We start from the raw sequence: 20,624 nt of genomic DNA, 5'->3' as shown, positions 1-20,624 counted from the left end.
TAATGGAGATTAGGTCTAAATTTGTAACCTTTGACTTGTCAAAAAACAACCTAATACTAATTTATGGCTTGGTTTAAAAGAACTGACAAAGGCATCAAAACCTCAACTGCTGAAAAGAAAGATACTCCTGACGGCCTGTGGTTTAAGACGCCAAACGGAAATATCATCCATACCCGTGAGCTTAAAAACAACGCGTATGTATGTCCAGATGATGATTTTCATGTTAAAATCGGATCCAAGGAATACTTCGAAATCTTATTTGACAACAATAAGTTTACCGAGCTGGATAAGGATATGAAATCGGGTGATCCGCTGAAATTTTCAGATACCAAACCCTATTCTTCCAGAATCACCGAAACCATCAAAAAATCAGAATTAAACGATGCTGTCCGAACTGCTCATGGTAAAATGAACGGATTGGAGATCGTGGTGGCCTGTATGGATTTTAATTTCATTGGAGGCTCTATGGGTTCTGTGGTTGGAGAAAAAATTTCCCGAGCCATCGATTACTCCCTAAAAAATAAAGTTCCTTTCCTGATGATTTCTAAGTCAGGCGGAGCTAGAATGATGGAAGCTGGATTTTCTTTGATGCAAATGGCCAAAACATCTGCTAAACTTGCTTTGCTTGACCAGGCTGGGATTCCTTACATTTCTCTATTGACTGATCCTACTACAGGGGGGGTGACAGCTTCTTATGCGATGTTGGGTGATTTTAACATTGCCGAACCAGGAGCTTTAATCGGGTTTGCCGGACCAAGAGTGATTCGTGAGACGATCGGAAAGGATTTGCCCAAAGGATTTCAAAGTTCCGAGTTCGTTTTAGAGCATGGTTTCCTTGATTTTATCATTGACAGACGCCAATTGAAATCAAGATTGACAACTTTGCTAAACCTCTTGAACAATTAATGAGTTATCTCATCAAAAACAGGGTTAAATCCTTTCAAAATTGAATAGACTTTGGCCTGTTTTTGTGATTAATAAATATATTTGTGCACCCAAATCGGGGCCAATTACCACGAAAAAGTAAAACCAAAATTTCATGGGTTCTGTAATTATTACGTCCATTGTAGCATTTACTGTAATTATTCTGCTACTGGTTCTCATTCTCTTGTTTGCCCAGTCCAAATTGGTCAATTCTGGAGATGTAAAAATTGTAATCAATGGAGATGAAAGTAATCCAATAGTTGCCTCTGCGGGAACTAGTTTGCTTTCCACATTGGGAAATCAAAAGATTTTTCTTCCTTCTGCCTGCGGTGGTGGAGGTACTTGCGCGATGTGTAAGTGTGTTGTGGAAGAAGGTGGTGGAGATGTACTTCCAACAGAAGTAGGTCACTTGAGCCGTGCTGAACAGCAAGGTCATGTACGTCTAGCTTGCCAGGTAAAGGTAAAGCAGGATATGAAAATCCGGGTGCCTGAAGAAATCTTCGGTATTAAAAAGTGGGAATGTGAAGTTATGTCTAACTACAACGTTTCTACTTTCATCAAGGAATTCAAAGTGAAACTTCCTGAAGGTGAAACGCTACACTTTGAGGCGGGAGGATATATCCAAATTGACGTGCCTTCAATTACAGTAAACTTTAAGGATATGGACATTACTCCACATCCTGAATTGGGACACCCTGCAGATGTTTATAAGAGCGATTGGGACAAATTCGGTCTTTGGTCTCTGGTCATGAAAAATGACGAGCCCCTATTCCGAGCTTATTCCATGGCCAACCATCCGGCTGAAGGAAATATTGTAATGCTAACTATCCGTATCGCCACTCCGCCATGGGATAGAGCTAATAACAGATGGATGGATGTAAATCCTGGAGTTTGTTCTTCTTATGTCTTCTCTAGAAAGCCAGGAGATAAGGTGACAATCTCAGGTCCTTACGGTGAATTCCACATCAATCCTACTCAAAGAGAAATGGTTTATATCGGCGGTGGTGCTGGTATGGCGCCATTGAGAGCTCAAATCTTTCACTTGTTCCATACGGAGAAAACCAGCAGAAAGGTTTCTTACTGGTATGGTGGTAGATCCAAGAAAGAGCTTTTCTATGTTCCTCATTTCAGAGAAATCGAAAAAGAATTCCCTAACTTCAATTTCCACATTGGACTTTCGGAGCCACTTCCTGAAGATAACTGGAAGATCAAGAAGTCATTGGAAGACAAAGAAGCAGATGGGTATGTAGGATTTATTCATCAGGTTTTGTATGATAATTACCTTAAAAATCATCCAGAGCCAGATGAAGTAGAATATTACCTATGCGGTCCTCCATTGATGAACGCGGCGGTTCTCAAGCTCCTCGATGACATGGGAATTCCAAAAGAAAACATCCGATTTGACGACTTCGGTGGTTAAACAAAAAATAAAATCCCGCTTCGGCGGGATTTTTTAGTTTAGTACCATTTTTGTTTACTTTTAATCAACCATCACCTTTATATGAATATTCAGTCTTTTTTCGATCCCGTACCCGATTATTTATTCAAAAAATCTTATCCCGACAATTCTCTTTTCCGCCAGATAAAAGTTTATGGCAATGATTTTCCTGAGCTAAAGGATATAAAAATTGCATTAATTGGACTTAAAGAAAAAAGAGGAACAGCCAAAGCAGAAAGTGTAGATCGGGGGAGTGCAGAGATTCGGGAAAAACTCTATGAACTTAAGAAGGGACAATCCTCCTATCAAATTGCAGATTTGGGTGATTTGATTTCAGGAGATTCTCTAAATAATACCTACCAGAATATTCGTCAGGTTGGTGAGTATTTGATGAAACAACAGATTCTTCCAGTCTTTTTTGGAGGAACGCATGACTTGGACTACGGGCAATATTTGTCCTACCAGAAAATGAAAAAGCTGGTGAGCATGGTTTCTGTTGACTCAAAAATTGACATGGAGGAAGACGGCAAAGAGGATTCTCGACATACCCAAGAGATTGTACTTCATCAGCCTAATTTCCTGTTTTCTTATACCCATTTGGCTTATCAAAGCTTCTTGGTAGATCCCGCCCTAGTCAATGTTTTGGAAAAACTCTATTTCGACCATGTCCGCTTGGGACAGATTAGAGATAAATTCAATGAAATAGAGCCCCTTATTCGGGATGCGGATTTATTGACTTTTGATCTCTCAGCTATCCAATCTGCAGATGCACCAGGAGCGGTAGATGCACAGCCTTTTGGCTTATCGGGTGAGGAAGCCTGTCAAATCTCTTGGTTTGCAGGGACCAATGAGAAATTGAGTTCTTTTGGGCTTTATGGATACGATCCCTATTTCGACGATGCCAATAACAAAACAGCCAAAGTTGCTGCGGTGATGATCTGGTATTTTATCGAAGGGTTTTACAGTAGGAAGGATAGCCTTTCTTTTAAAAGTGCCGACTACATTAAATACACCGTTTCTCTGGATAACAAACCCAATAACTTGGTTTTCTATAAAAGCAAGAGGAGTGGCAAATGGTGGATGGAAATTCCACATAATGAAACCAATCGCTTTGATCGGGTGAGTACTGTTCCTTGTAGTTATGCAGATTACCAATTAGCACAGAAGGGTGAGATTCCTGAGCGTTGGATTAATTCCCAGATCAAATTGTATTGATGAAATTCTATACTCGGCAACAGCTAGCCCTACGAAATGGCCAGGATAGACCTGAGATATGGATTGCCTACAAAGGAATCATTTACGATGTCACCTCATCTAGACTCTGGAAAAATGGAATGCACTACGAGCATTGGGCTGGACAAGATTTGACAGAGGAGTTACCGGATGCTCCACATACAGAAAAAGTTTTTGAAAAATTTCAGCCCATTGGGCAATTAGCATGATATGATTTTAATCGCAGACAGTGGAGGCAGTAAAACTGACTGGAGAGTGATTCATCGGGGTGGGAGAATCAGTCAATACCGTGGAGTAGGGTTTAATCCTTATTATATGACTTCTGAGGAAATGGCTCTCCAAATGAGGAATGATTTCTTGGTTGGCTTAAGCAATGAAATAGAGGAAGTCTATTTTTATGGAGCGGGTTGTTCCTCTCCTGAAAGACAAGAGGAAGTAAAAGAGGCTATTTCATCTCTTTTCCCAACAGCCAAAATACAAGTGGATCATGATCTTTCCGCTGCTGCAAAAGCAACTTGTGGCCATTTGCCGGGGATAGCATGTATTTTGGGTACAGGGTCCAACAGTTGCGATTATGATGGGGAAAAAATTGTTTCGACTCGTCCTGCACCGGGATATATTTTGGGAGATGAAGGGGGAGGAGGCTACGTAGGGAAAAAGTTTCTTCAGGATTTCATCTATGATGAGATGCCAGAAAAAATCCGAAAGATGGCCATTGAGCGATTTCACATTACTCAGCATATAATTCAGGATCATGTTTATAGACAGCCTTTTCCAAGTAGGTATATGGCAAGTTTTTGTCGATTTATCACAGAGAATAAATCTGATCCCTATTGTTATGGCCTCTTCTACAATGCCTTTCAGGATTTCTTTGATAGGCATGTGAGTAAATATGAAAATTACACTTCCAAACCAGTGAATTTCGTAGGGTCTATTGCTTATTATAATAGCGATATCCTCCGCAAAGCTGCTTTGGACAGAGGTATCCACGTCAATATTATCCTGGAAAGTCCGATCGCTGGACTTACGCTATATCATCAAGAATTGCTATGAAAGTAACCGAAAGTAGTTCTCATTATGAGAATTTGGAAAAAATGGAAGTAGCCGAACTTCTTCAGCACATTAATGAAGAGGATCACAAGGTAGCTCCAGCGGTCAAAGATAAAATTTCCAAGATTACAGACCTAGTCGAGCAAATCGTCCCTCGCATGCAGGAAGGGGGAAGGTTATTTTACATTGGTGCGGGCACTAGTGGGCGTTTGGGGATTTTGGATGCTTCAGAATGTCCTCCTACCTATGGAGTTCCCCATGATTGGGTCATAGGATTGATTGCAGGCGGTGATGCTGCAATTCGAAAAGCTGTGGAAAATGCAGAAGATGATCCCAATCAAGCTTGGGTTGATATTCAGGATTATGGCTTTTCCGAAATGGATACGGTTATTGGAATTGCCGCTTCGGGCACCACTCCATATGTAATTGGTGGAGTGAAAATGGCCAGAGAGAAAGGGTTGCTTACTGGATGTATCACTTGTAATCCAAACTCCCCTTTAGCACAAGCAGTGGAATATCCCATTGAAGTGGTGGTAGGACCTGAGTTTGTGACAGGAAGTACGCGGATGAAATCAGGTACTGCCCAGAAATTAGTTTTAAATATGATTTCTACCACCGTCATGATCAAACTCGGAAGAGTAAAAGGAAATAAGATGGTAGATATGCAGCTTTCCAATGCCAAATTGGTAGATCGAGGCACAAAAATGATCATGGAAGCTACAGGCTTAGCCTATGAAGAAGCCAAAGATTTACTACTTACTCAGGGCTCTGTGAGGAATGCAACCGAATTTTATTACAAAAGCAAAGTTTAAGCTTAGAGAAAATTTTGAGGACTAGTATTTATATCCTCCGATTAACTGTATCTTTGCAGCCCAAATAAGCGTTTGAATTTCAGCGTCTTATTCTTAACAATTAACTACAGCAGAGATGCTGCAAAAACATGAAAAAGAACAATCCTAGAAAACCATTTTTTAGCGAAGACAAAAAAGACTTCGATTCCCCAAAATCCTTTAAAAAATCCGATTCAAATCCAAAAGAATCAAGGTTCGGGAAAAAAGATGGGGATTCTGGTTTCAACAAAAAATCCTTCGGAAAAAAGGCAGATTCCTATGGAAAGGATTCCTATTCCAAGAGAGGTGAGGACAAACCGTCCTTTGGCGAGAAGCCCAAAGCCAGATTTTTTAATGAAGACAAAAAATCGGAAAGACCTTCTTTTGGGAAAAAATTTGAGTCAGGAGACGATAGAAAAAAGTCTTTTGGTGAGAAGAAATTCAACAAGGAAGGCGGATTTCAGAAAAAGTTTGAGCGAAGAGAAGATTCTGAATTCCCAAAGAAATCCTTTGGCGATCAGCCCAAGAAGTTTTTCAAAAAGGATGAGTTTGGTCCAAAGAAATTCGAGAAAAGAGGAGAAGATTCAAAGAAGCCTTTCAGAAAGGACTTTAATGAGGATAAACCTTCTAAAAGCCCAGGAGAAAGAACTGTATACAAAGGCCGTGGCCGGGATGAGAAACCTAGATTTTCTACGGAAAAGCCAAAGTTTTTTGAAGCTAAACCAAAGCCCGCTCAGGAAGAGAAGAGAGGTTTTGGAAAAAATAGAATCCCCAGACAAGAACTGAATCAGGACAGACCTGACTATAACTTTGATAATCTTCCCGCAAAAAAGAGTAAAGGAAAAGGCGAGGAGGAAATAATCAGGCTAAATAAATACGTGGCCAATTCAGGGATTTGCAGTAGGAGAGAAGCAGATGACCTTATCGCAAAAGGATTGGTCACTGTGAATGGAGAAGTAGTCACCGAGATGGGTTTCAAAGTAAAGAAGACCGATCGTGTGGTTTATATGGGTAAAAGGATAAATCCTGAGAAACCGGTTTATGTATTATTGAATAAGCCGAAGGATTTCATCACCACCACTGATGATCCCATGGAGCGTAAGACTGTGATGAAGTTGGTAGAGAATGCCTGTGAGGAGAGAATTTTTCCTATTGGAAGACTAGATAGAAATACCACAGGTTTGCTACTATTTACCAATGACGGAGAATTGGCTGCTAAGCTATCCCATCCTTCCAATGAGATTAAAAAGATCTATCAGGTAACCTTGGACAAGCCAATCACCCATAAGGATGAGGAACAGATCTTAGAAGGCTTGACCTTGGAAGATGGAGATGTCAAAGTGGATGATATGCAGGTATTATCTAAGGACCGGACCATCTTGGGATTGGAAATCCATATCGGTAGAAATAGAATCGTCCGAAGACTATTTGCCCACCTTGGATATGAGGTGGAGCAGCTCGATCGGGTGATGTTTGCCGGATTGGACAAGAAAGACCTGAAGCGCGGGCATTATCGATTCCTGACAGAACAGGAAGTAATCCGCCTCAAATACTACATTTAAAAGTTTTAAGCCCCTCTCTCAATAGCCTAAGAGTGGGGCTTTTTTTATACAAATCCTTTGAGCTGCTGAATTAGCTCCCTTTTTGTAATTACCCCTCCTTTTCTCCAAAGAATTTTCCCCCGCTTAAAAAGTATATAATGGGGAATAGAGCGAATACCAAACTGCTGACTAAGTTGCGGGTGCTTGTCGACGTTAATTTTTAGAAGTTTGATTTTACCACCTAATTCATGAAGAGCCTCATCCAAAACAGGGTTCATGGTTTGGCAGGGTCCACACCAATCTGCATAAAAATCAACCAAGACCGCATCTTGACTTTGAGAAATGATATCCTTAGGATTCTTTTTAGGCATAGACCAAAATAGAAAAAGGCTGCCTTTTTTAAAAGGCAGCCTTTGATGAATAATGTCTACTTAATTAACGAGTTCCGCCAGCTGGAGGAGTTGGCATTTGAAGACCAAGTTTTGCCAAAACCAATTCAGTGAATTTGTCATTCTCTTTTGTATAAAGAAGAATTGGAGATTGTCCGGCAGTCTCAGCAAAGATATGCGTATAGTTGTTTTCAGCAGCTACAGCATTGATTGCGTTGATTACTTTAGTCTGTACCGGCTCCAAAAGCTCACCTAGCTTTCTTTGGTAGGAAACTTGAGCATCCTGCTCATACTTCTGAAGATCGTTTTGCAACTTGGTCAATTCAGCTTCTTTCGCATTTCTTGCATCTTCAGTCATGGTTGGAGCAGCTTGCTGGTAAGCTTGAACCTGGCGCTGAAAATCAGCAGCTTTAGTCTGAATGTTTGTTTGAAGCTGAGTTTGGTAATCTTGGATATCAGCTGCAATTTGCTCCATTTCAGGCATCAAGTCCATGATAAATTCCACACTGGTATACCCGATCTTGATCTCTTGTGCCTGAGCTGTGAATCCTACGAATAGCAAGGCTACTGCTGCTAGGATAACTTTTACTTTCATCATTTTAATTGTCTATTTAATTGTTGTCTTCAATTCCTAATTCATCCAGGACAAACTCTGAATAGTCATGCCTTGGGTCTGTATAAATAATGGCAGAGGGGCCAGCTGCTTTATCGAAAAGTACTGCCAGATTGTTTCGCCTGGAGACTCTTTCGATGGCATCGTATATTTTGGATTGCAAAGGCTGAAGCAATTCTGCCTGCTTCTGGTAATACATCCCGTTGATTCCAAAAACTCTGCTATTAAATTCTTGAGAAGCCTTCTGCTTCGCTTTTATCTCATCCAATCGCTTTTGGTACATCTCTTCTGTAAGTAGTACCTCTTCGGCTTTCAGTTGGGTGGATAAGTCTTTGATCTCTTGGTCCAAACTTTGTGCCTCTTTCTTCCACTCGGAGCTTAGCTTTTGAATCTCATCTTGGATGACTTTGTAGTCCGGATGCTTGTTTAGAATGTATTCTGAATCAATATATCCGAACTTCTGAGCAGCCAAAGGGCCCGCAGAAAGCGATAAGAGCAGCAAAAGTACAATTTTCAGTGATTTATTCATGTCTTCGTCAGATTTTCAGAGGCTATAGTTTTTACCTAAAACGCAATTTAACTTTTTGCATAATTTAACTAACGCTCCGATCATTTGGAAGATTATCTGAACTGCTGACCAATTGTAAAGTGGAATTGTGGACCACTTCTTTGTCGCTGTCCAGGGATCGCATCAAATCCATATCCCCAGTCTACACCAAGAAGACCAAATGCTGGCATAAAGATTCTAGCTCCAAATCCAGCTGATTTTTTCAAATCATATGGATTGAAGTCCTTATAGCTCCCCCAGTTGTTACCAGCTTCAGCAAATCCTAGTAAGAAGATTGTCGCAGAAGGGTTTGGCGATACTAAGAATCTGACCTCCATCACATACTTGTTGTAAACCACTCCCCCATAAGGATCAGGGTTTAGTGAACCTCTGGAATCTCTACCGGGGGTTATACTTTGGTTTTCATAACCTCTAAGACCGATAATTTCCTGTCCTAAGGCAAAGTTGTTGAAGGTCATTCCATCACCACCCATCACGAATCTTTCCAAAGGAATCAGACCAATTTTATCCCCATAGGATCCCAAGAATCCCATGTGAGCTCTTGCGCTGGCTACCCACTTGCTTGATCCGAAGATTGGTGAATAGAAGGAGGCGTCAAACATCCACTTGTGGTATTCCAACCACTCATATTTTACCGGATCTGGAGACTCTGAAGTAATGTTTTTATTCAAAGATGTATAGGGAGGCGTCGCTGCTATAGAGAGCATAATATTTGATCCCAATCGAGGATAAATATTGTTGTCGACGTTATTTCTCGCAATGGTAGTATTTAGTGTAATACTTTTTGAATTTCCAGTGGGATAGCTTAGACCAAAGGAAGTACCGAACTTATTGAATTCGTAATTCTGGAATCGTAAGGAATTACTAATGCTGAAATAATCATCAGGCCAAGTCACTCGTTTTGCCAAACCTAGAGTAATCCCTGTGATTTTGAAAAATCCGTTGTCATCCAAGGGATTGGAATTAGGATTGAAGAAATTAACCTGCCGTTGAACTGAATGATTGAAAGACAAGCTTAAGGCAACCGGCTTTTTTCCACCAAACCAAGGCTCTGTCAGCGAAAGAGAATAGTTCTGGAAAGTTCTTCCGTTTGCTTGAACTCTCAAGGAAAGCTTCTGTCCGTCTCCTACAGGAAGTGGGTCCCACTTGCTGAAATCTCCGATGTTTCTTACGGAGAAATTGTTGAAAACCAAGCCGACAGTTCCTACAAACCCATAAAATCCACCCCAGCCACCTGACAATTCGATCTGGTCATTTGGTCTTTCTTCGAGTTCAAAAGTGATATCCACCGTTGCATTTTCGAAGTTAGGTCTTAGATCTGGATTGATTTTTTCTGGGTCAAAGTAACCAAGAGTTGAAAGTTCTCGGATCGTTCTTACCAACAAGGCACGGTTGAATTTTTGGCCTGGAAGGATTCGAATTTCCCGCATGACGACGTGATCAGAGGTACGTTCATTTCCTTTGATGCTGACGCTATTTACAGTAACCTGTGGACCCTCAAAGATTCGCATCTCCAGGTCAATGGAGTCTCCTACTACATTGATCTCTACAGGTTCGATATTGAAAAATAAATAACCATTATCTTGGTAAAGTGAGCTTACGTCATCACCTTTTTGAGGGTCATAATTCAGTCTCTTTTCCAGTTTTTCTTTGTTATACACGTCACCCTTGGCGATGCCTAGTTTTGCCTGCAAGACAGTGCTTGGATGTATGTAATTTCCAGTAAAGGTGATGTTTCTGTAATAGTATTTTCTTCCTTCTTCTACGGCAATGTCAATATTAATCTTGTCATCAGAGAAATTATAGACTGAGTCTTCAATGATCTTTGCATCTCTAAATCCCTGGCTATTGTAGTAGTTAATGACATTGTCTTTGTCATTTCTATATTCTTTAGGGATGTATTTTGATCCGTTGAGGAAATTAAGTTTGAAGTTTTTGTGGATATAGGAAATAGCCTCTTCCTGAGTTGCTGGTTCGGTATTGAACACGGCAGCCGAAGCACTTTCCAAATCTGCGTCAGTAATTCTTGAATAGGCATCCTTGAATACCGCTACACGAGGATATTCTTTGGTCTTTTTCATTTTGCCTTTCAAAGGGCGATCAGCGATTTCTTCGTTTCCGTAAAACTTGATTTCGTTGATCTTTACTTTAGAATTGATATTGATGTCAAATCTAAGTTTGACGCTATTTGGAAGAGTAGTGTCTCGATCTTGGAAGATTTTAACTTCAGTGTTCAAATACCCTTTGTCCAGGTAATATTTTTCAATGTTCCTTTTGGCAGTGTTCAACACGTCATCACGTACTACTCTACCCCGAATATTTACTTTATCCCTGAGTTCACCTTCCTGAGTTTTATTGATTCCTTCAAATTCAACTCGTGAAAAACGTGGTCTTTCTGTAAGATCCAATAGGAGGTATATGTCTTCCCCTTCAATTTTGGTAACTAAGATCTTTACATCTCCGATGATACCCTGACCCCAAAGTTTTTTCAATGCATTTGAAATAGCATCACCAGGTACTTCGATGCGGTCATCAACCTTTAACCCAGAAAGGGAAATGATGGCTACCTCATCAAGAGTAGTCAATCCAACAGCTTTGATTTCAGCAATTCTGTATTTTTCAGGCTTGGCGTAATTAAGTTCCAGAATGTCAACAGGTCTGGTAGAGGCGTACCTGCTCTGACCTAGACGGATCTGAGCCATGGCCGAAAAAGACCCTATCAAACAACACAGAATCAATAAACTTCTTTTCATATGACTTTAATTTGACCTAAAAGGCCATATGAAATCTCGCGGGATTTTTTCTTACCTCTAGATGACATTTGTGTCACGCTTGATTTCATCAATAACTTAAGATTTTACTTGCTCGCCGGTTTTTCCGAATCGTCTTTCTCGCTTTTGGTAATCTTTTACTGCGGCATAAAGGTGTTCTATTCTGAAATCTGGCCATAGCACCGGAGTAAAATAGAGCTCGGTGTAGGCTAATTGCCAGAGTAGAAAATTGCTGATTCTATACTCTCCACTGGTCCGAATCATTAATTCTGGATCAGGGATTCCAGCTGTATCCAAATTTTCGGCTACAGTCTGCTGAGTAATTTCTTGTGGATTCAGCGTTCCTTCTGAGACTTTTTGAGCAATGCGTCGGACAGCTTGGGTAAGTTCCCATTGTCCGCTGTAACTAAGAGCCAATACTACGGTCAGCCCAGTGTTTGAAGAAGTCAGTTCTTTTGCTTCCATCAGTTTATCATAGGCTGATTTGGGCAAACTGTCAAGATCACCAATTGCAACCAATCTGATGTTGTTTTTCATCATCTGGGAGATTTCATCGATGATAGTCTTGACTAACAATTCCATGAGAGCCTTGACTTCGTCTTGTGGTCTTGACCAATTTTCTGTGGAAAAGGAAAATAAGGTTAAATACTTCACTCCCAGATTATCCGCACCCTCAATTGCATCCTTCACAGCCTGAATGGCATGACGATGTCCGAATATTCTCATGGCGCCTTTTTTCTTAGCCCAACGGCCATTGCCGTCCATGATTATCGCAATATGTTTGGGGATATTGGTTAGGTCTAGATTTTCCTTCATTCCAATGACTTGGGTACCTACGTTTTTGGAGGTACAAAAATGCTATTTCTTTTTTAATAATCAGCCCTAGGAGTCAATTAATTAATAGGCATAGCATTTCACATTGGCAAAGGTGTAGCTAACGGTTAAGCCGAGGAAGTAATACCAATCCTTCGTGTTTGGGTTCCCAAAATTAACTCCATAAGGAGGAGATTGCCCAGTATTTGGATCTACAGGTTGGGGATATCTTGGGATGGCAGGTAAAGTACTATCCAATTTATCCAGATAGTCAGTAGTTGTAGGCCTAAATCCCAACTCGCCTGCCAAGGTCCAACGGTCATTTAGTCTGTATTTGACCCCGCCACCGAATGGAATCACGACTGTCCCCAAATTATACCTAGATGAAGGTAGGTAAAACCAAGTGTTACCTTTTGCTAAAACTTGGGCGTATCCTATTCCAAAGAATGCATAGGGGGAAAACCTAAATTCTGAATCATTCCGGAGAAAATCGAGGAAATTAAATTCCATTACCGCAGAGAATTCAATTATCCCAGCTCTAAATCTTGCATCTCTGTATTGGGCCATGGCATCTATAGGCTTAATACTGTCTGCACCATTTACTTGAGCTAGGTTGAGTCCTACTCTTAATGTCCACACATTGTCAAAATTTCTCTTGCCAAACAACGTTCCTTGGAGGCTTGCCTGCCCCGGGTCAATTTTTCGAATGATGTCACCTGAATAAACTGAGGTTCCCAATCCGCCACCAATTTCATATTTCTGGGCTATTAGAGAATGATTAAAAACCAAACCTAAAATGAGAAGTGAAAGTAAGTGACTGAAAATCTTAAAATTGACCTTTTTCAAGACGATGCAAGTTATAAAGTACCCAACGTTTAAAAAACGAACTAAAGTATTTGCTGGGTTAATAATTGTTAAGCTCAAGGTTGATTTAAATTCAGTTTCTCATATCGTAGCCCCAATTCAATTTTTGTCTCAGGGTATCAAAGAAATGATAATGAGGCAATTTGACCAATTTTGCCGAAAACTTCTCCTTTTTTACACTCAATTCCACTTCGGAGGAAATGGAAGTCGATCTGGAATCCAAAGAAATCATAAACTTATCGGTTCGGCCTTCTATTTTGAAGCTTATCTCTGAATCATCGGAAACGATAATCGGCCGGACATTTAAGTTGTGCGGACTTACCGGTGTGATGACTAGACTTTTTGCTTCCGGCGTAATCAATGGACCTCCGCAGCTTAGGGAATATCCAGTAGATCCTGTAGGCGTAGCTACAATCAAACCATCCGCCCAGTAGGAATTAAGGTATTTTCCATCGATGTAGGTATGAACCGTAATCATGGATGAAGTATCTCGCTTATGGATTGTAAATTCATTCAAGGCAAAATTTAACCCATTAAACAATTTCCGATTGCAATTCAAACTGAGCAAGGATCGAGATTCAATCTGATAATTTCCTTCTGCAAGCATTTTTACAGCTTCTGAAATCCGATCCGTCGCCACGGTAGCCAAGAATCCCATCCTCCCGATGTTTAGCCCTAAGATTGGAATTTCTTTATCGCCAACAACGCAGACAGCATCCAGTAAGGTACCATCACCTCCGATGGAGATCAAAAAGTCCATTTCCCCTATTTCCTCTGGATTTTCTAAAAGCCAATACGAAAGAACCTTGTTTCCATTCATTTTTAGCTGACGGTCAAAAGGATCTGTCACAAAAATTTCAAACCCATACTTGACCAGTTCTTTGAAAAGCAATTCGATTTTAGGAAAATTCTCGGGCTTTAATGCCAAACCATGTAAGGCTACTTTCATTGGATTTGTGTAGTTCTTTGGGTCACATGAAATCTTGTAGGGCTCTCAATCTATTTTCGGATTGTTTTGCCCAATTCAGGATTTCATGATTTAAATATCTAAAAATCTCAGCAAGTTACCGATACGATCCGAATCTGCGCTGATTCCTGATTCCTCCTGGTAGTGGTCAATAATCCGGTATCCGAATCTTTCCAAAGTAGCCTTGACATGTTTCAGGTCAGGCTTATCCATCTTGAGAGTCAATTTTATTTTTGAATCATCTAAAGGATCCACTGTAATAAATGAACTCAAAATCTTGGTGTTCTCAGATTCCACGAGTCTTGCGATTTCGGAAAGATGGTAATCTGACATATTCATGGAAAGGATCAGCACACCGCCTTGGGATTTGATCGAAAGACTATCTGCAAAAGAAGAAATGGCATCTTCCATGGTGATGACGCCCATGTAGGTATTTTCTCTGTCCAAAACTGCAACCAAATTGCTTTGATTTTCGGATGCTACGCGGAGTACATCATAAATATGCTTATCGGTGTAAACCCAGCAGGAGCCTGCTTCCAATTCAATTTGGCTGATAAGTATGTCTGGATTATTTAACTCAAATATGGTTTCGTCTCCAATGAAACCCAAAAATCTACCTTCATCAATCACTGGAAGATAGTCCGTTCGGATCTCTTCCATCCAATTCAACGCCATGCCTGCCCGATCTGAAAGTTTCAGTGGTGGGATCAAACTATTGATGAATTCGTAGGCTTGCATGAAAGAAAGTTAGGAAATCAATTCAGAAGTAAAAACGCTTTCTAGGGCAAATCTGTTCAGATTGGGAAGAATCTGGACTTTATCCTAAAAATTGATTGGCTAAAATTCCCAATACTATTCCCGCCGAAATGATCATAGGTGACGAGATTTTGGTGAATTGAAGTAGGGAGTAGGTTCCTAAAATGAACAGGATATTTAGGCCATTTGCCTCCAAAGGCTCAAAAAGCAAGTAAGCTGCGGCAATCAGCATCCCGCAAGAAACGGCATTTATTCCCTCCAAGGCTGCCCGCACAGGTCGATAAAGTTTGAGTTGGTCCCAAAATCGGATCACAAAAAAGATCAGGAATATTCCGGGTAAAAAAATTCCCGCTGCTGCTATCAACCCACCCATGATGAATCCTGTACTTCCAAATTCTCTCATGGAAAGTGCTCCTATGTAGGAGGAAATGGAGAATGTGGGTCCAGGAATTCCTTGGGAAATGGCATAGCCGGTAAGAAATTCTTCTGAGCTAAGAAAATGCTTAAAGTCCACAAATTCCGTGTACAGATACGGAACTAAAACTTGTCCCCCTCCAAAAATCAAACTTCCGTTACGGTAGAAATTCTCAAATAGTAAAATGGGTTGCCATTTGGTAATCGCTCCGGCAATTGCGGCAATTATCAAAACTCCAGCCCATAGATAGAAATTGCTCCACTTGATCACAAGGGATTTATCTTCTTCAGACTTGGGTTGGTTTTTATACTTGATGGAAGTACTCAGCCCGCCAAAAATCAGCATTACAGGGAAGATGTAAGGGGAGCTGTAAAAGAATGCCACAAATGCAGAGATCAGCATCAGAACCATTGCCTCAGTGGTTTTCACCATTTTGCTAATGGTTTTTTGAGCCGCAAAAATGATAAACCCTATTGCCATCGGCTGGATAAATCGGGCAAATTTTAAGGCTCCAGGGGTATTTTCCTGCAAAAAACTAATCAGGAGAGCCGCGGAGGTCATGAGTATTGTGGCTGGCAAAATCCAGACAAAAAGTGCCAGATAGGCCAAGTTTGGTCCTCCAACCCGAAACCCAATGGCGGAAATTAATTGAGTGGAAGAGGGGCCTGGGAGCATATTGCAAAGCGCATTGAGTTCCCAAAGCTCCTCCTCCGTTATATAAGAGCGTGTTTTTACCATTCGCTCAAGGAGCATGGCCAAAAACGCCTGAGGTCCACCAAATGAGGTGATCGAAAGAATCAGGATATCCTTCAGGAAAAGATAATATCGGACCCTTCGTACCGACATTTTACTTCCTTAGACCAAGTTCTCTCAATCTCTCTTCCAGAAATTCTCCAGCAGTAGCGTCCTTAAACTGCTTAGGATGGTTTTCATCAATACAGCTTTCCAGGCAGGTTAGATCCATTTCCGATCTTGGATGCATAAAGAAGGGAATCGAATATCTGCTAGTATGCATCAATTCTCGGGGAGGATTGACTACTCGGTGAATGGTCGATTTTAATTTTTTATTAGTCAATCGCTCCAGCATATCCCCCACATTGACTACCAATTGGTCTGGAAGGGCGGTGATTGGAATCCATTTTCCATCCTTACGAAGTACTTGAAGCCCGTCCGCACTTGCACCCATCAAAAGAGTAATCAAGTTGATGTCTCCATGCTCAGCCGCTCTTACTGCATCTGCAGGAACTTCATCAGGATTTTCAATAGGGAAATAATGAATTTGTCTCAAGATGGAATTTCCATAGGCCACCTTGTCTTCAAAATAGTCTTCTGGAAGCTCCAAATGAAGTGCGATTGCCTTAAGCATAGATTTTCCAGCTTGCTCAAGAGTCCTGTAGGCTTCCACTGCATCGTTTTGAAATCCGGGGATTTCTGAGGGCCAAAGGTTTTCTGGATATTCTTTTTTAATAGGATCAGAATCGGGGATTAAGGAAAGCTCCTGGCCCACGTGATAAAACTCCTTCAAGTCGCCGGTATTTCTTCCCTTGGCATGTTCCTTTCCCTTGCCGGTATAGCCCCTTTGATAGCCGATTTCAGGTTTTTCGTATTTGGATTTTATATCATCAGGAAGGGCAAAGAAGGCCTTGATTGATGCATATAGTCGATCCTGAAGATCCTGATTCAGCCCGTGATTTTTGATTGCGACAAAGCCGATATTTTGATATGCTTCGCCTAGTTTTTTAACAAATGCTTTTTTTTGCTCAGGAGTACCTGAAGTGAAATCTGCCAAATCCAGGCTTGGGATTTCATCAAATAGAATTTCCATTGATTGAACGGTTAGATTGGTATGACCAAAGAATTGGTCAAAAATAAATATCTTTAGGTTCAATAGTCGCTGTTTTATGAACAAATTCCTAGGTAGTCTTTTTCTGACCTCTCTAATTTGGTTTTCCTGCAGTCCCGATAAAAAAAGGATCAATGAAAAAGTCATGGATCAAACGGGAGATTCTCTTCAGCAAACAGAAATTCTTTCCAAGGTTGCCTTTTTTCAATTGGAGGATTCCACAGACTATCCTGATGCGATTTTGGAACTTTACACTCCATTGGGCAATCAAGTTTTTAGGCCCGGAAAAGTTCCTTTTGAATTTAATGTTAAAAATTTCCCTCTTGAAGATGCTACTCCGGGAGTTCCTTTGCTCTTCACCACAATTAATGGAGCAGATCCTGTTGGGCAGCTTTCACCAATTTTCCAAAAGGAACTCACGGAGGGAACTTATCGGGTGGTTGGCTATTTGGTAGATGAGGAAGGGTTGGCTTTAAAAAATTTCGGCAATTATGTGGACCGGGATTTTTTGGTAGGTGATTCCCGAGCATTTCCCTATTCAGCAGAACCTTTCTTGGCAGTTAACCTTCCCAGAAATGAGCAAAGCATTTCTTTGGGTGAAGAATTGATTATTGATTTTTTGGTTTTAGGTGGAGATATGAAGCTGGACGGATTGAAAGTATTGGTTGAGATCAATGAATTCACCTACGAAATAGACCAAATGTCCCCCATAAGAGTTGAAAATTTACCTTTGGGCAGCTATCAGGTGAAAATTAAATTGCTCAGAAAGGATGGAAAAGAACTAGAAGGTCCTTTCTCTTCAGTTTCGAAGACCATCCATGTCCGATAAGTCCCTATCTTTGCGACTCTGATAATTTTCACGTTTCATCATGCTTTTAGTCAATCAAATCCGGGACAATTTCGACGGAGTTTTACTCGGTCTGAAAAAGAGAAATTTCCCGAATGCCCAAGCAATACTAGATCAGGTCATCTCGCTGGATGATTTGAGAAAGTCTTCCCAAACCGAAAGAGACCAAATTCAGGCAGAAGCCAATTCCATTTCAAAGCAAATTGGTTTGCTGATGAAAGAAGGGAAAAAGGAGGAAGCAGAAAATGCGAAATCCAGAACTGCAGAAATTAAGATCCGAATCAAAGAACTGGAAGAACAAACCAGCAAAGCAGAAGAGGACCTGAAGGCGCTTCTTTATACCATTCCGAATATTCCCCACACCTCTGTTCCTGCTGGGAAATCAGCCGAGGATAATGAAGTTGTTTTACAACATGGCGAGATTCCAGCTCTTTTTGAGGGAAAGCTTCCCCATTGGGAATTGATCAAAAAATACGACATCATCGATTTTGATCTCGGGATAAAGATCACCGGGGCAGGTTTTCCGGTTTACAAAGGAAAAGGTGCTCGACTTCAGCGAGCCTTGATTAATTTCTTCTTGGATGAAGCCTTGGCAGCTGGTTATTTGGAAGTACAGCCACCAATCATGGTCAATGAAGACTCAGGATATGGGACTGGTCAGCTTCCAGACAAGGAAGGGCAGATGTACTTTGCGTCAGTAGACAATCTCTATTTGATTCCTACTGCGGAAGTTCCAATTACCAATTTGTACAGGGATGTAATCCTCAATGAGGAAGATCTACCCATTAAGAATGTTGGCTACACTCCATGTTTTCGAAGAGAAGCAGGTTCTTGGGGAGCTCACGTGAGAGGGCTTAACAGGTTACACCAGTTTGATAAAGTAGAAATCGTCCAGATTACTCATCCGGATCAATCTTACAATACCTTGGAAGCGATGAGTGGCTATGTTCAAGGACTTTTGAAAAAACTTGAACTTCCGTATCGAGTATTGAGACTTTGTGGAGGAGATATGGGATTTACTTCGGCCTTGACTTACGACATGGAGGTTTTTTCAGCGGCCCAAGAAAGATGGTTGGAAGTGAGTTCGGTATCGAATTTTGAAACTTACCAGACCAACAGACTGAAGCTTAGATTTAGAGGAGAAGATAAAAAGACTCAATTGGCGCATTCGCTTAATGGATCAGCCTTGGCATTGCCTAGGATTGTAGCCTCTATTTTGGAAAATAACCAAACCCCTGATGGAATCCTGATGCCGAAAGTGCTGCATTCCTATTTAGGTTTCGACAAAATTTAAAATCCAGCCCGTTTGTACCCACAAACGGGTTTTTCATTTAATAAGAATTTACCATGAGACTATTCTTGTTTTTGATTTTCCTTATTTCACCGGTACTTGTTTCCGCTCAAGAAGAAGAAATACTAGCTGTTTCTCGGACAGTGAATCTTTATTTTGAAGGGATGATGGAAAGAGACAAGGGAAACTGGAAGAAGCCTTTCTCCCAGATGCCAAACTTATCGGCTACAGAGGTCAGGATTTGTTTGTTACTCCTTTTGAGGAATGGGCTTCGAATACTGCTAAAGGAAGTCCACGAGATCCTAGCCAGTTTCAAAATGAAATTAAATCCATCAAGATAGTCGGAAATATGGCCTTGGCGGAGACGGAGCTTTTTTGGCCGGGAATTTATTATTACGATTTTCTAACCCTGATTAAAGTGGAGGGTAAATGGAAAATTGTCCACAAAAGCTGGTGGGAGAAAAAGCTTCCTTAAATCAAGGAAATAGAATTCTTAATGTGGCTTGCTTTTTATCTTAAATGCTTTTTTGATCAAAATAACCAAAGCTAAAACAATCACCCCGACAACAAGCCCCAATAAAAACTCCTGTAAAATCCCCGGGATAAATTCAGGAAGTAGGTGATGGAAAAACTCAATATTATGAGCGAAAATTCCTCCAGAAACCAACAACAAGGCTAATGTACCTACTAATCCCATCGCTTTAATGATCATGGGTAGCGCATTGACTAGGACTCGACCAACTTTATCCGAAAAGCTATTGTCTTCTTCGTTAAGGGCAATCAGTTTGTAGCCAAATTCATCCATTCTTACGATTATCGCAACGATACCATAAACTCCTACTGTGGCCAATAAAGCTATCAGCGTCACGACAAGAATTTGGGTAGTCAATGGGGCATCGACCACAGTGCCCAAAGCAATGATTACAATCTCAACCGACAAGATAAAGTCCGTGACAATGGCAGATTTGATTTTTTCCTTTTCCCGCTTTAAAACCTCCTCCTTGCTGAGATTTTCGGTCAATTCAATTTTCACTTCATGAGGATGAGGAAAGAAATATTCATAAATCTTCTCAGCCCCTTCATAAGCCAAATAAAGACCTCCAATAACCAGAATAATCGTTACCGCCACTGGAAGAAATGCGCTCAGCAAAAATGCAAAAGGTAAAATTATGACCTTATTAAGTAGTGAGCCTTTACTTATTGCCCAAAGAACCGGAAGCTCTCGGTCAGAAACGAAGCCAGAAGACTTTTCTGCATTTACTGCCAAATCATCACCTAAAATGCCGGCTGTCTTTTTTGCAGCGACTTTACTCATGACCGACACATCGTCCATAAGTGTGGCGATATCATCCAAAAGGGCGAAAATTCCTGAAGCCATTACAGAGTTTTTTTGCTTTAAATAAAAATCAAATATAAGTTTTTGAGTCAAATGCTTAGGAAAAGCCGTGTCTTGAAATCGATCCTTTTTTAA

21 protein-coding genes are annotated in these 20,624 nt (G+C 40.8%); 10 read left to right on the top strand and 11 right to left on the bottom strand.

All coding sequences use genetic code 11. The features are described from left to right. Positions 1 to 63: 63 nt before the first annotated feature. The 7 genes from accD (at position 64) to DFQ04_RS17150 (ending at position 7,037) form a co-directional block, all read left to right on the top strand. Positions 64 to 906 (top strand): acetyl-CoA carboxylase, carboxyltransferase subunit beta, encoded by an 843-nt coding sequence (gene accD / locus DFQ04_RS17180; protein ID WP_133558153.1) that lies wholly within the window; start codon positions 64 to 66, stop codon positions 904 to 906. Positions 907 to 1,039: 133 nt separating this feature from the next. Continuing rightward, positions 1,040 to 2,344, top strand: coding sequence for an NADH:ubiquinone reductase (Na(+)-transporting) subunit F (gene nqrF / locus DFQ04_RS17175; protein WP_133558151.1), 1,305 nt, complete (start codon positions 1,040 to 1,042; stop codon positions 2,342 to 2,344). 81 nt (positions 2,345 to 2,425) lie between these two features. After that, a complete protein-coding gene (locus DFQ04_RS17170; RefSeq protein ID WP_133558149.1) occupies positions 2,426 to 3,577 on the top strand; it encodes a formimidoylglutamase in 1,152 nt (383 codons plus the stop codon). Next, positions 3,577 to 3,804, top strand: a complete 228-nt coding sequence (locus DFQ04_RS17165) for a cytochrome b5 domain-containing protein (protein ID WP_133558148.1) — start codon at positions 3,577 to 3,579, stop codon at positions 3,802 to 3,804. Before DFQ04_RS17170 ends, DFQ04_RS17165 begins: the two co-directional genes overlap by 1 nt. A 1-nt stretch (position 3,805) precedes the next feature. Continuing rightward, positions 3,806 to 4,648 (top strand): N-acetylglucosamine kinase, encoded by an 843-nt coding sequence (locus tag DFQ04_RS17160; RefSeq protein ID WP_133558146.1) that lies wholly within the window; start codon positions 3,806 to 3,808, stop codon positions 4,646 to 4,648. Continuing rightward, a complete protein-coding gene (gene murQ, locus DFQ04_RS17155; protein WP_133558144.1) occupies positions 4,645 to 5,457 on the top strand; it encodes an N-acetylmuramic acid 6-phosphate etherase in 813 nt (270 codons plus the stop codon). The genes DFQ04_RS17160 and murQ overlap by 4 nt, the downstream gene beginning before the upstream one ends. A gap of 128 nt (positions 5,458 to 5,585) precedes the next feature. Beyond that, positions 5,586 to 7,037: a pseudouridine synthase gene (locus DFQ04_RS17150; protein WP_133558142.1), complete on the top strand. Its 1,452-nt coding sequence runs from the start codon at positions 5,586 to 5,588 to the stop codon at positions 7,035 to 7,037. A gap of 44 nt (positions 7,038 to 7,081) precedes the next feature. Here the strand turns inward: DFQ04_RS17150 and trxA are convergent, their stop codons facing one another. From trxA to DFQ04_RS17100, 10 genes are all read right to left on the bottom strand, one after another. Further along, positions 7,082 to 7,387, bottom strand: a complete 306-nt coding sequence (trxA, locus tag DFQ04_RS17145; RefSeq protein ID WP_133558140.1) for a thioredoxin — start codon at positions 7,385 to 7,387, stop codon at positions 7,082 to 7,084. A 64-nt stretch (positions 7,388 to 7,451) separates the two neighbouring features. Next, a complete protein-coding gene (locus tag DFQ04_RS17140; protein WP_133558138.1) occupies positions 7,452 to 8,003 on the bottom strand; it encodes an OmpH family outer membrane protein in 552 nt (183 codons plus the stop codon). Between the two features lie 13 nt (positions 8,004 to 8,016). Beyond that, on the bottom strand, positions 8,017 to 8,547 hold the full coding sequence (locus DFQ04_RS17135; RefSeq protein WP_133558136.1) for an OmpH family outer membrane protein: 531 nt from the start codon (positions 8,545 to 8,547) through the stop codon (positions 8,017 to 8,019). A 92-nt stretch (positions 8,548 to 8,639) separates the two neighbouring features. Beyond that, positions 8,640 to 11,339, bottom strand: coding sequence for a BamA/OMP85 family outer membrane protein (locus DFQ04_RS17130; RefSeq protein ID WP_133558134.1), 2,700 nt, complete (start codon positions 11,337 to 11,339; stop codon positions 8,640 to 8,642). Between the two features lie 96 nt (positions 11,340 to 11,435). Then, on the bottom strand, positions 11,436 to 12,173 hold the full coding sequence (locus DFQ04_RS17125; protein WP_133558132.1) for an isoprenyl transferase: 738 nt from the start codon (positions 12,171 to 12,173) through the stop codon (positions 11,436 to 11,438). 81 nt (positions 12,174 to 12,254) lie between these two features. After that, positions 12,255 to 13,016 (bottom strand): type IX secretion system protein PorG, encoded by a 762-nt coding sequence (gene porG / locus DFQ04_RS17120; protein ID WP_133558130.1) that lies wholly within the window; start codon positions 13,014 to 13,016, stop codon positions 12,255 to 12,257. 91 nt (positions 13,017 to 13,107) lie between these two features. Then, a complete protein-coding gene (locus DFQ04_RS17115) occupies positions 13,108 to 13,983 on the bottom strand; it encodes an NAD kinase (protein ID WP_133558128.1) in 876 nt (291 codons plus the stop codon). A gap of 90 nt (positions 13,984 to 14,073) precedes the next feature. Next, on the bottom strand, positions 14,074 to 14,739 hold the full coding sequence (locus DFQ04_RS17110; RefSeq protein WP_133558126.1) for a CBS domain-containing protein: 666 nt from the start codon (positions 14,737 to 14,739) through the stop codon (positions 14,074 to 14,076). Between the two features lie 79 nt (positions 14,740 to 14,818). Beyond that, positions 14,819 to 16,018, bottom strand: coding sequence for a chromate efflux transporter (chrA, locus tag DFQ04_RS17105; RefSeq protein WP_133558124.1), 1,200 nt, complete (start codon positions 16,016 to 16,018; stop codon positions 14,819 to 14,821). A 1-nt stretch (position 16,019) separates the two neighbouring features. Beyond that, on the bottom strand, positions 16,020 to 16,997 hold the full coding sequence (locus DFQ04_RS17100) for an isopenicillin N synthase family dioxygenase (protein ID WP_133558122.1): 978 nt from the start codon (positions 16,995 to 16,997) through the stop codon (positions 16,020 to 16,022). Positions 16,998 to 17,073: 76 nt separating this feature from the next. Here DFQ04_RS17100 and DFQ04_RS17095 point away from each other — a divergent pair, with 76 nt between their 5' ends. From DFQ04_RS17095 to DFQ04_RS18460, 3 genes are all read left to right on the top strand, one after another. Then, complete coding sequence (locus tag DFQ04_RS17095; RefSeq protein ID WP_133558120.1) at positions 17,074 to 17,844, top strand: hypothetical protein; 771 nt, start codon at positions 17,074 to 17,076, stop codon at positions 17,842 to 17,844. Between the two features lie 40 nt (positions 17,845 to 17,884). Then, positions 17,885 to 19,156 (top strand): serine--tRNA ligase, encoded by a 1,272-nt coding sequence (serS, locus tag DFQ04_RS17090; RefSeq protein WP_133558118.1) that lies wholly within the window; start codon positions 17,885 to 17,887, stop codon positions 19,154 to 19,156. Positions 19,157 to 19,394: 238 nt separating this feature from the next. Further along, on the top strand, positions 19,395 to 19,628 hold the full coding sequence (locus tag DFQ04_RS18460) for a nuclear transport factor 2 family protein (protein ID WP_243739709.1): 234 nt from the start codon (positions 19,395 to 19,397) through the stop codon (positions 19,626 to 19,628). A gap of 18 nt (positions 19,629 to 19,646) precedes the next feature. On the opposite strand, the gene DFQ04_RS17080 is transcribed toward DFQ04_RS18460, so the two are convergent. Continuing rightward, on the bottom strand, positions 19,647 to 20,531 hold the full coding sequence (locus tag DFQ04_RS17080) for a DUF808 domain-containing protein (RefSeq protein ID WP_133558116.1): 885 nt from the start codon (positions 20,529 to 20,531) through the stop codon (positions 19,647 to 19,649). Between the last annotated feature and the right edge of the window lie 93 nt (positions 20,532 to 20,624).

Source organism: Algoriphagus boseongensis (genome assembly GCF_004362805.1).
GTDB classification, from domain to species: domain Bacteria; phylum Bacteroidota; class Bacteroidia; order Cytophagales; family Cyclobacteriaceae; genus Algoriphagus; species Algoriphagus boseongensis.
This window is presented reverse-complemented; position numbering and strand designations above follow the sequence as displayed.

Excerpts from the sequence above, each read along its gene's own strand:
- chrA (WP_133558124.1), bottom strand. The coding sequence starts at position 16,018 with ATGTCGGTACGAAGGGTCCGATATTATCTTTTCCTGAAGGATATCCTG.
- DFQ04_RS17140 (WP_133558138.1), bottom strand. The coding sequence starts at position 8,003 with ATGATGAAAGTAAAAGTTATCCTAGCAGCAGTAGCCTTGCTATTCGTA.
- nqrF (WP_133558151.1), top strand. The coding sequence starts at position 1,040 with ATGGGTTCTGTAATTATTACGTCCATTGTAGCATTTACTGTAATTATT.
- serS (WP_133558118.1), top strand. The coding sequence starts at position 17,885 with ATGCTTTTAGTCAATCAAATCCGGGACAATTTCGACGGAGTTTTACTC.
- DFQ04_RS17130 (WP_133558134.1), bottom strand. The coding sequence starts at position 11,339 with ATGAAAAGAAGTTTATTGATTCTGTGTTGTTTGATAGGGTCTTTTTCG.
- DFQ04_RS17150 (WP_133558142.1), top strand. The coding sequence starts at position 5,586 with ATGAAAAAGAACAATCCTAGAAAACCATTTTTTAGCGAAGACAAAAAA.
- DFQ04_RS17170 (WP_133558149.1), top strand. The coding sequence starts at position 2,426 with ATGAATATTCAGTCTTTTTTCGATCCCGTACCCGATTATTTATTCAAA.
- DFQ04_RS17095 (WP_133558120.1), top strand. The coding sequence starts at position 17,074 with ATGAACAAATTCCTAGGTAGTCTTTTTCTGACCTCTCTAATTTGGTTT.
- DFQ04_RS17080 (WP_133558116.1), bottom strand. The coding sequence starts at position 20,531 with ATGGCTTCAGGAATTTTCGCCCTTTTGGATGATATCGCCACACTTATG.
- DFQ04_RS17100 (WP_133558122.1), bottom strand. The coding sequence starts at position 16,997 with ATGGAAATTCTATTTGATGAAATCCCAAGCCTGGATTTGGCAGATTTC.
- DFQ04_RS17115 (WP_133558128.1), bottom strand. The coding sequence starts at position 13,983 with ATGAAAGTAGCCTTACATGGTTTGGCATTAAAGCCCGAGAATTTTCCT.
- accD (WP_133558153.1), top strand. The coding sequence starts at position 64 with ATGGCTTGGTTTAAAAGAACTGACAAAGGCATCAAAACCTCAACTGCT.
- DFQ04_RS17135 (WP_133558136.1), bottom strand. The coding sequence starts at position 8,547 with ATGAATAAATCACTGAAAATTGTACTTTTGCTGCTCTTATCGCTTTCT.
- DFQ04_RS17110 (WP_133558126.1), bottom strand. The coding sequence starts at position 14,739 with ATGCAAGCCTACGAATTCATCAATAGTTTGATCCCACCACTGAAACTT.
- murQ (WP_133558144.1), top strand. The coding sequence starts at position 4,645 with ATGAAAGTAACCGAAAGTAGTTCTCATTATGAGAATTTGGAAAAAATG.
- DFQ04_RS17165 (WP_133558148.1), top strand. The coding sequence starts at position 3,577 with ATGAAATTCTATACTCGGCAACAGCTAGCCCTACGAAATGGCCAGGAT.
- trxA (WP_133558140.1), bottom strand. The coding sequence starts at position 7,387 with ATGCCTAAAAAGAATCCTAAGGATATCATTTCTCAAAGTCAAGATGCG.
- DFQ04_RS17125 (WP_133558132.1), bottom strand. The coding sequence starts at position 12,173 with ATGAAGGAAAATCTAGACCTAACCAATATCCCCAAACATATTGCGATA.
- DFQ04_RS17160 (WP_133558146.1), top strand. The coding sequence starts at position 3,806 with ATGATTTTAATCGCAGACAGTGGAGGCAGTAAAACTGACTGGAGAGTG.